General features: G+C 48.8%; 7 protein-coding genes. 3 read left to right on the top strand and 4 right to left on the bottom strand.

Translation table 11 applies throughout. From position 1 onward, the window contains the following. Positions 1-139: 139 nt before the first annotated feature. Positions 140-1,375, bottom strand: a complete 1,236-nt coding sequence (locus ACXJJW_RS00790) for an aminotransferase class V-fold PLP-dependent enzyme (protein ID WP_456473812.1) — start codon at positions 1,373-1,375, stop codon at positions 140-142. 24 nt (positions 1,376-1,399) lie between these two features. Next, positions 1,400-1,906 carry a 3-isopropylmalate dehydratase small subunit gene (locus tag ACXJJW_RS00785; RefSeq protein WP_456473811.1) on the bottom strand — a complete coding sequence of 169 codons (507 nt, stop codon included), beginning with the start codon at positions 1,904-1,906 and terminating at the stop codon, positions 1,400-1,402. A 238-nt stretch (positions 1,907-2,144) separates the two neighbouring features. Here ACXJJW_RS00785 and ACXJJW_RS00780 point away from each other — a divergent pair, with 238 nt between their 5' ends. Next, positions 2,145-2,693, top strand: a complete 549-nt coding sequence (locus tag ACXJJW_RS00780; RefSeq protein ID WP_456473810.1) for a CGGC domain-containing protein — start codon at positions 2,145-2,147, stop codon at positions 2,691-2,693. 32 nt (positions 2,694-2,725) lie between these two features. Here ACXJJW_RS00780 and ACXJJW_RS00775 read toward each other — a convergent pair whose 3' ends face one another. Together ACXJJW_RS00775 and ACXJJW_RS00770 are read right to left on the bottom strand one after the other, a co-directional pair. Further along, positions 2,726-3,094, bottom strand: coding sequence for a hypothetical protein (locus tag ACXJJW_RS00775; protein ID WP_456473809.1), 369 nt, complete (start codon positions 3,092-3,094; stop codon positions 2,726-2,728). Next, positions 3,087-3,752, bottom strand: a complete 666-nt coding sequence (locus ACXJJW_RS00770) for a SatD family protein (RefSeq protein ID WP_456473808.1) — start codon at positions 3,750-3,752, stop codon at positions 3,087-3,089. The genes ACXJJW_RS00775 and ACXJJW_RS00770 overlap by 8 nt, the downstream gene beginning before the upstream one ends. Positions 3,753-4,330: 578 nt before the next feature. Here ACXJJW_RS00770 and ACXJJW_RS00765 point away from each other — a divergent pair. Both ACXJJW_RS00765 and ACXJJW_RS00760 read left to right on the top strand, forming a co-directional pair. Next, positions 4,331-6,175: a hypothetical protein gene (locus ACXJJW_RS00765; protein ID WP_456473807.1), complete on the top strand. Its 1,845-nt coding sequence runs from the start codon at positions 4,331-4,333 to the stop codon at positions 6,173-6,175. A gap of 42 nt (positions 6,176-6,217) precedes the next feature. Continuing rightward, the gene (locus ACXJJW_RS00760; RefSeq protein WP_456473806.1) at positions 6,218-6,928 is read left to right on the top strand and encodes a hypothetical protein; all 711 of its coding nucleotides are present in this window, start codon (positions 6,218-6,220) and stop codon (positions 6,926-6,928) included. Positions 6,929-6,930 lie beyond the last annotated feature (2 nt).

The raw sequence follows: 6,930 nt of genomic DNA, 5'->3' as shown, positions 1-6,930 counted from the left end.
GGTTGCAGCCTGTGAGAGCCTCGTATTTCTCAGGCTCCTCCAGTCTTCTCAGCTCAACCTCCTCCTGAATCCTCGCCAGCTTGGCTTCGCCCAGCGAGCGGAGGATTTCCAGGAGAAGGCGTTTTTTTTCCTCTATACCTCATCCCTCCATCTCAACTATCCTCTCCACACCCTCCACGAGCAGGTCGCACTCCTCACGGGTGTTGTAGAGGTAGACGCTTGCCCTCACTGAGCCACTGGCCCCTATTCCGCGGGCGTTGAACCAGGAGTGCAGACAGTGGTCGCCTGCACGCAGCATTATGTTATAATGGCGGTCGAGAAGCTCGGCGACATCGCTCGGCGCTACAAGGCTTCTGCCCTGCCTCTCTATACGGAAGCTCACTATTCCAGAGCACAGCTTCGCCTGGGCAACGCCCACAAAGCGCACCTCCTCAATGGCGGCGAGCTTTCTCGAGAGGTACTCTGTGAGAGCGCGCTCGTGTTTTTCAACTCTGCGCATGCCCACCTGGCAAAGATAGTCAACCGCAGCCGCAGCACCTATCTGCGCCGCATAATCCTGAAGCCCTGCTTCGAAGCGGTAGGGTGGCGGCAGGAATATGGCCTTGTTATAGTAGGAATCGCCCACCGTGTCGCCGCCAACTATAAAAGGAGAAAGCTCGCCAAGCTCCTCCTCTTTACCGTACAGCACGCCAAGGCTGGGGCCCGGCATCTTGTGCACAGAGAAGGCCAGGAAGTCGACGTCGAGGCGGCGAACGTCCACGCTTCTGTGGGGCACACTCTGGGCTGCATCCAGCATAACCTTGGCTCCGTAATCGTGGGTCACCTCAATAATCTCCCTCACCGGCAGGGCATAGCCGTCCAGGTTGGAGACGTGCACCACACTCACAAGCTTAACCTTGGAAGAGAGCATCTCCTTGAATTTCTCCAGGTCGAAGGTCTCGTCCTCCCGCGATGGTACAACCTCGTGCCTTATACCCCTGCTTTTCTCAAGCTCCAGCCAGGGCACCAGATTGGAGTTGTGCTCCCTGTCGCTTGTAATAACCACATCGCCCCGCTCAAGCCTGAAGCTTCTTGCCACCAGGTTTATTGCCTCAGTGGTATTCTTGGTCCAGATTATCTCCCCGGGCGAGGCGTTTATAAATCCAGCAACCTTCTCCCTCGCAAGTTCTGTGGCCTCCTTAACCTTCCTCGCAAACCAGTGCTGGGAGCGCCCACGCCCGCCGCAGGCAGGGTAACTCAGGTAGTATTCGTTTATCGCCTCTATTACCTGCCTGGGCTTCAAACTCATGCACGCGCTGTCGAGATAAACAGGAGGTTTGCCGTTGCGAAGCTGCTTTAATGCCGGGAAATCCTCCCTGAGCTTCTCTGGAAGCATGGTCTAATTTTACCCGCACCCTTATTAAGCTTGAGCCCTCTTTGCAAGCTCTCGCTTTGTGTACTCCACAAGGCCCCCGCTCTCAAGGAGATTGAGCAGAAACTCGGGCAGGCGCTTAAAGGTGTACTCCCTGTTCTTTGTCAGATTCCTTATTGTACCCCGCGAAAAGTCCACCTCAAGCTCATCGCCATCGTCCGCATCGACAGAAGCCTCTATCAGGGGCAGGCCTATGTTTATGCTGTTCCTGAAGAATATACGCGCAAAGCTCTTTGCTATAACCACACTTATACCGGCGCCCATCAGAGCACGGGGAGCATGCTCTCTCGAAGAACCGCAGCCGAAGTTTTCGTCGGCAACGATGATATCTCCAGCCCTAACCTGCTGTGCAAACTCCGGCTTCACCTTCTCAAAGGCGTGCTTTGCAAGCTCTTTCGGGTCCGCTGTGACTAAATACTCCGCCGGGATTATCTGATCTGTGTCGACATTTGCGCCGAAACGCCACACCCTGCCCTTAATTTTTTTCCCGCCCAAGGTACCACCGTCTTCAAACTGCGATGTAACGAAGTTAAAGGTTATTATTCCCGAACATTTTCGTGAAAAAGGGCATAAGTTATAAAGCTGAGCTGAGACTATGAAGAAGTGTGAGAACTGCAGCAGAAGTGAGGATGAAGTGCCAATAATAAAGTACTACCACAGGAAAGAGGAGCACCACGTCTGCTCCCGATGCCTCCCGATGCTCATCCACGGCTGAGTGCAGGTGAGATGTTAGATGGAGTGGGAAGAAAAGGCACTGAAGATTATGGAAGAGGTCCCGGGTTTTGTTCGACCCCTGGCCAAAAGAGCTGTGGAAAAGCTTGCAAAGGAGGAGGGTCTGGAGAAGGTTACAGAGGATGTTGCCCTCAGGGCTAAGGCAAAGTACCTCGGGCTGGAGGTAGAGAAAAAGAAAAAGAGGATCGCCATTGTGAGATGCGATATTGTGAGCGAGGTGTGCCCGGGCATAGGGTGTCTGCTTGCGTATGAGAACAGGAAGGAGCTGTTCAAGCGCTACGAGGGAGAGGAAACCAGCCTGGTGGGGTTCTTCACCTGCGGCGGATGCTCAGGGAGGCGCACCTTCAGGCTGGCAAACACCCTGAAGCGCTATGGCGTTGATGTCATCCACATGAGCTCCTGCATGCTAATGGAGGAGCCCTTCAACAGGTGCATCTTCAAGGAGGACATAAAAAAGAGCATTGAAGCTCTCGGGATTGAGGTGGTCGAGGGTACGCACCACGAGGTGGGAAAGTTCGCTCTGGGTAAGAGGTTCCATGAGAGGAAATAGCGCCTTAATCAGAACCACCTGTAACCCATACCTCAATTTGCATATATAAGTATCTTCATAACAAAACCCACTATTACAGAATATGTAATGTTTATCATAGTCCCTGCTAAGAAAAATAGAGAATTCTTGTTCATGTCTCCTCTCCGAACTATAGATTTTGCAGCAAATATTAATGCTAATGCGGTATATGCATCTAATATCATAAAAGTGAGTATCAGCAAATTTTCACATTTTCCTATCACAAAGCCGGTATCTCGCGCTTCTTTTCCGATTTTTCTACTTATGGGCTCCTTCGAAATTCTGTTTAAAATAAAGTTTACCATCTTCCCACTTGTTACCAAGAGTATAAAATACCCTCCCACCAAGATTAATAGAACATCTGCGTTCATGTTTTCAATCATTTGACATCCATCCAATGTGCTGCTTCTGTGAATAGCTGCGAAGTATTTGATTTAATTTACCTTCAATCGTTTTTATCTCTTTCCACATTGAACGACCAAGAATTTTCGAAACAGCTTGCTGGGTTATCCCTAATTTTTTTGCTATCTTAGACTGATTCTTAGTCTTTTCATATTCCCCTACTATCTGGCGCTGTTTTGGAGACCAATTTTTCTTTAATAATAAAATGAGATTTATCTGCCCTGATATGGCAGTATCTACTATTTTATCGCTTACCGACATATCAAACATCAATTTTGATTTCTTAAGTTTGTTCATAATATCTGATGCTTTATGAAAGGCAGGACCATCCATCAAAGCTGCATCCTTAGTCTCTAAAGCAGTATCGATACGATCTAACACTACAGCAAAGCGCATATAATTGGGATACAGTTGTTCCTGTATTGTGGATATAATTTTATAAATATTCGACAGATCAGAAAGCACACCGGCGATCTCATCAGTCCCTTTCAAAATTTTAAAGTCTGCATAAATATCTTCCGCATATGTTTTGTTAATTTCCTTGCACGTTTTTTCCAGTTTGTTTTGGAACTCTGCCCTATCAACTAATCGGCGAGAAGATACAACATCGCCAAGCACAACGTACAACCGTTCCCTCATGATTCACCAATATATCTTTACACCTTTATAAATACAATGTCCACAGGTTGTTAAAAGAATTACAACCTCTCTGGGTTGTAGATAGTTCGGCATTCCTGCGGGTCCATAACGCTGAAGCGCTACGGCGTGGATGTCATCCACATGAGCTCCTGCATGCTAATGGAGGAGCCCCTCAACAGGTGCATCTTCAAGGAGGACATAAAGAAGAGCATTGAAGGCTCTCGGGATTGAGGTGGTCGAGGGCACACACCACGAGGTGGGAAAGTTCGCTCTGGGTAAGAGGTTCCACGGTGGAAAATCCTGAATTTTGAAGGCACACATAGAAATGCCAGAGTTGCAATCAGGTTAATTCGCCAGTCCCCGTACATGTGTAATTCGTTGCACGTTTTCTGATATATCTGAAATTGTTTTCACAAATTGTGCCTGTTGCCATGTGCTTTACAAAAATGCTCAATTTATAAGCGTGTGCGTTACCCATAACTATATATATGGACTAGAATTAAAAAAGAAGGACATATTAAAAGATAAAAGGAGGCGAGAAATTGCCGAGAAATCTTTCATTAGGAGTATGCCTCTTCTTGACGATTCTAATAGGTATTGGTACAGTTTCAGCGGCACCTCTGGATGTAGAAAATACAGAACTCATGGAGCTGGTCGCACAGCAGCAGAGCGATTACAGCTTCAGTTATTCAAAAAATATCACAGGTATCATAAACATAACCAATAACGGCAACGACGACCTATCTGATATATGGCTTGCGATAGACCTGGTGGACAATACCGGCGGGTTGAGTTTATATTACAACGGCTCTTCTTCTAATGTGCTCATAACCACCAACCCCACAGCTGCGAGTGATGCCACAAATGGCAACCTCATCACCGCCGGAGCTGACTACTTTGTGCATATCCCGATGCTGAGGCAGAATGAGAAGGTCAGCCTGTACTACGATGTGGACGATTCCAAGGTGGGTACGCTAATACTGGTGGATGAAAGCTACAATGTCTCAAAAATCCCTGCAAAGAGTGTGCAGAACTGGAGAGCCTTCTTCAACCTCGCCCTGAATACCAGCGCATTGCCCAGCGGAGTTGACACGGTGTATGTGAATGTAACAAAGTACCTCAGCAAACAGTCAGCCAACTTTGGAAGCCAAAACTGGAGTGTGCTTGGACCGGTGGCAAACGCCAACACAAATAAGGGTACAGGCGTGCTCTGGGATGGTCCATATACCGATAATACCCAGGACGCCCTGAATGTCACCGGCATAACCCTCACCACAGCCAGCGAATATGTAAACATAAGCTTTGACGTTACCGGGAGGAATGAGTTCAGCAATCGAAGTGCGGTGCTGGAACCTTTCGGCTTTGCCACGATATTCTTCAACTTCAACCAGACCATGAGTGGCTCACGCGTCGTTGATGTGTTCTCCTCCGCACCAGCGCGAATCTCAGCCATAAAACAGGGACCTGTGATCAACACCTCTGGCACGTGGTGGAATGAAAGCGTGGAGATTAACAATACCGCTCAGGGAGTGGCTTATGTAATTAAGAATGTGTCACTGTGGGCAGTGGACACAACCGCGGGCTTCCCGAACATGAACCAGATCATATCTGGCTCCTATCACGACCTAACGCCGGGCCAGACGCTCTGGCCAGGCGGCTCTGGTTACACACCAACAGGCTGGCAGTCAAGTAAGTACACCTTCGAGAACAGCATAGTACCTGTAATCTGGGCGAACATGACGCTCAGGCTCATAAGCAACCAGACCTACGGCTGGTGGGTTGTCAATTCAACCACCCACGAGTACAACACCAGCTACGGCAGCAGCTACATAGTGGTGGAGAAGATTCTTGTCATAGGCACCTACCTTGTCAAGGCGACAAAGCACGTTATTCCAGCAGGAGCAAATACCTACGACATCTACATTGTTGTGGAGAACATGGGCGCCGATGTGACCCCAACCTACGTCTGGGCCTACGACATGGTACCAGAGAACTTCAGTGTGGTCACCAAGATGAATGTGACCCAGGCGAGTATGCTTGCCTTGAACAACGGTGATGCAACCTTCCAGTGGACTGTTAACCAGAGTAATCCAATGAGCGGCTATGCTGAGGGCTACGCCTGGGAACTTCACGCGTTATACCCCAATGCCGACGGTGATGGCAGCTACACCGATTCAACCGAGATAAGTGCAAATCAGAGCGTTGTCATCTACTACCAGGCTCAGGGCTCTGGTGATTTCAAACTGAGCGATGCCTTCATTGTGGGTATTGACCCGACGTTCTCCATGAATACACAGACATCGCCGAAGATAACCATAGTGAGCGGCTCGGCGGCGGCAAACTACGAGAGCCTCTTTGCCCTGGCCACAGCGGCGGTGCTTCTGGGAGCTTTCAGGATGCGACTGCCACGAAGGAAGAGGTAAGGGGAAACCTTTTTATCTCCCCTCTCTCTTTTTATCATTACCATGAAAAGAATTTACTTTTCGCTTCTGTTATTCGTCCTCCTCAGCGCAGGAGTTTCAGATGCCCAGTTTGTGAAGGTTATAGCCATATCCAACTACACAATAGAGGTGGATGCCGGTGAGAGTGTGCATGTTAAAAACACCATCACATTGAGAAATCTCATAAACAGTCCAATTGTCCCGGGAATGGGCGAGCTCAGGCTTCAGAAGAGGTCTCCCGTGAAGGTCCTCTTCTTTTCCATCCCATTCACCGAAAAAAAAAGTGCTGTAGAAGTGGAGAATGTAAAGGCTTACACCAGAGATGGTAAGAAGATTCCTGTAAATGTTAAAGATGAGGGGGACTACACCACCCTCGTGTACGAACTGTGGTATCCAGTAGAGCCCGGAGAGGAGATTACCTTCGTCGTGGAGTACAGCTCAGCCGACCTGGCGGAAGGAGGCATACTCTTCAGGGATGTCTCCATACCTGTTGGTTCGGATATTGAGGTTGAAAATGTGGCCGTTGTGTTCAACTCCGAATGGAAAACTGTCTACAAACAGATGGGTCCTGACAAACTTCCAGCGGGTGGAATGACCTTTTACAGAGCAGAGTTTTCCCCACTCCCGCTGCCCCAGTTGGGCATGAAGTGGTCACTGCTTTTCTGGAGCATCATCCTACTCCTCTCAGTGGTTGTACTGATTTATCTCAGAAAACGCCAGAAGAATGTCCAATAATC

This window comes from Candidatus Pyrohabitans sp., assembly GCF_054014795.1.
Note: the sequence above shows the minus strand (reverse complement) of the source record. Positions and strands in the feature narration are given on the sequence as shown.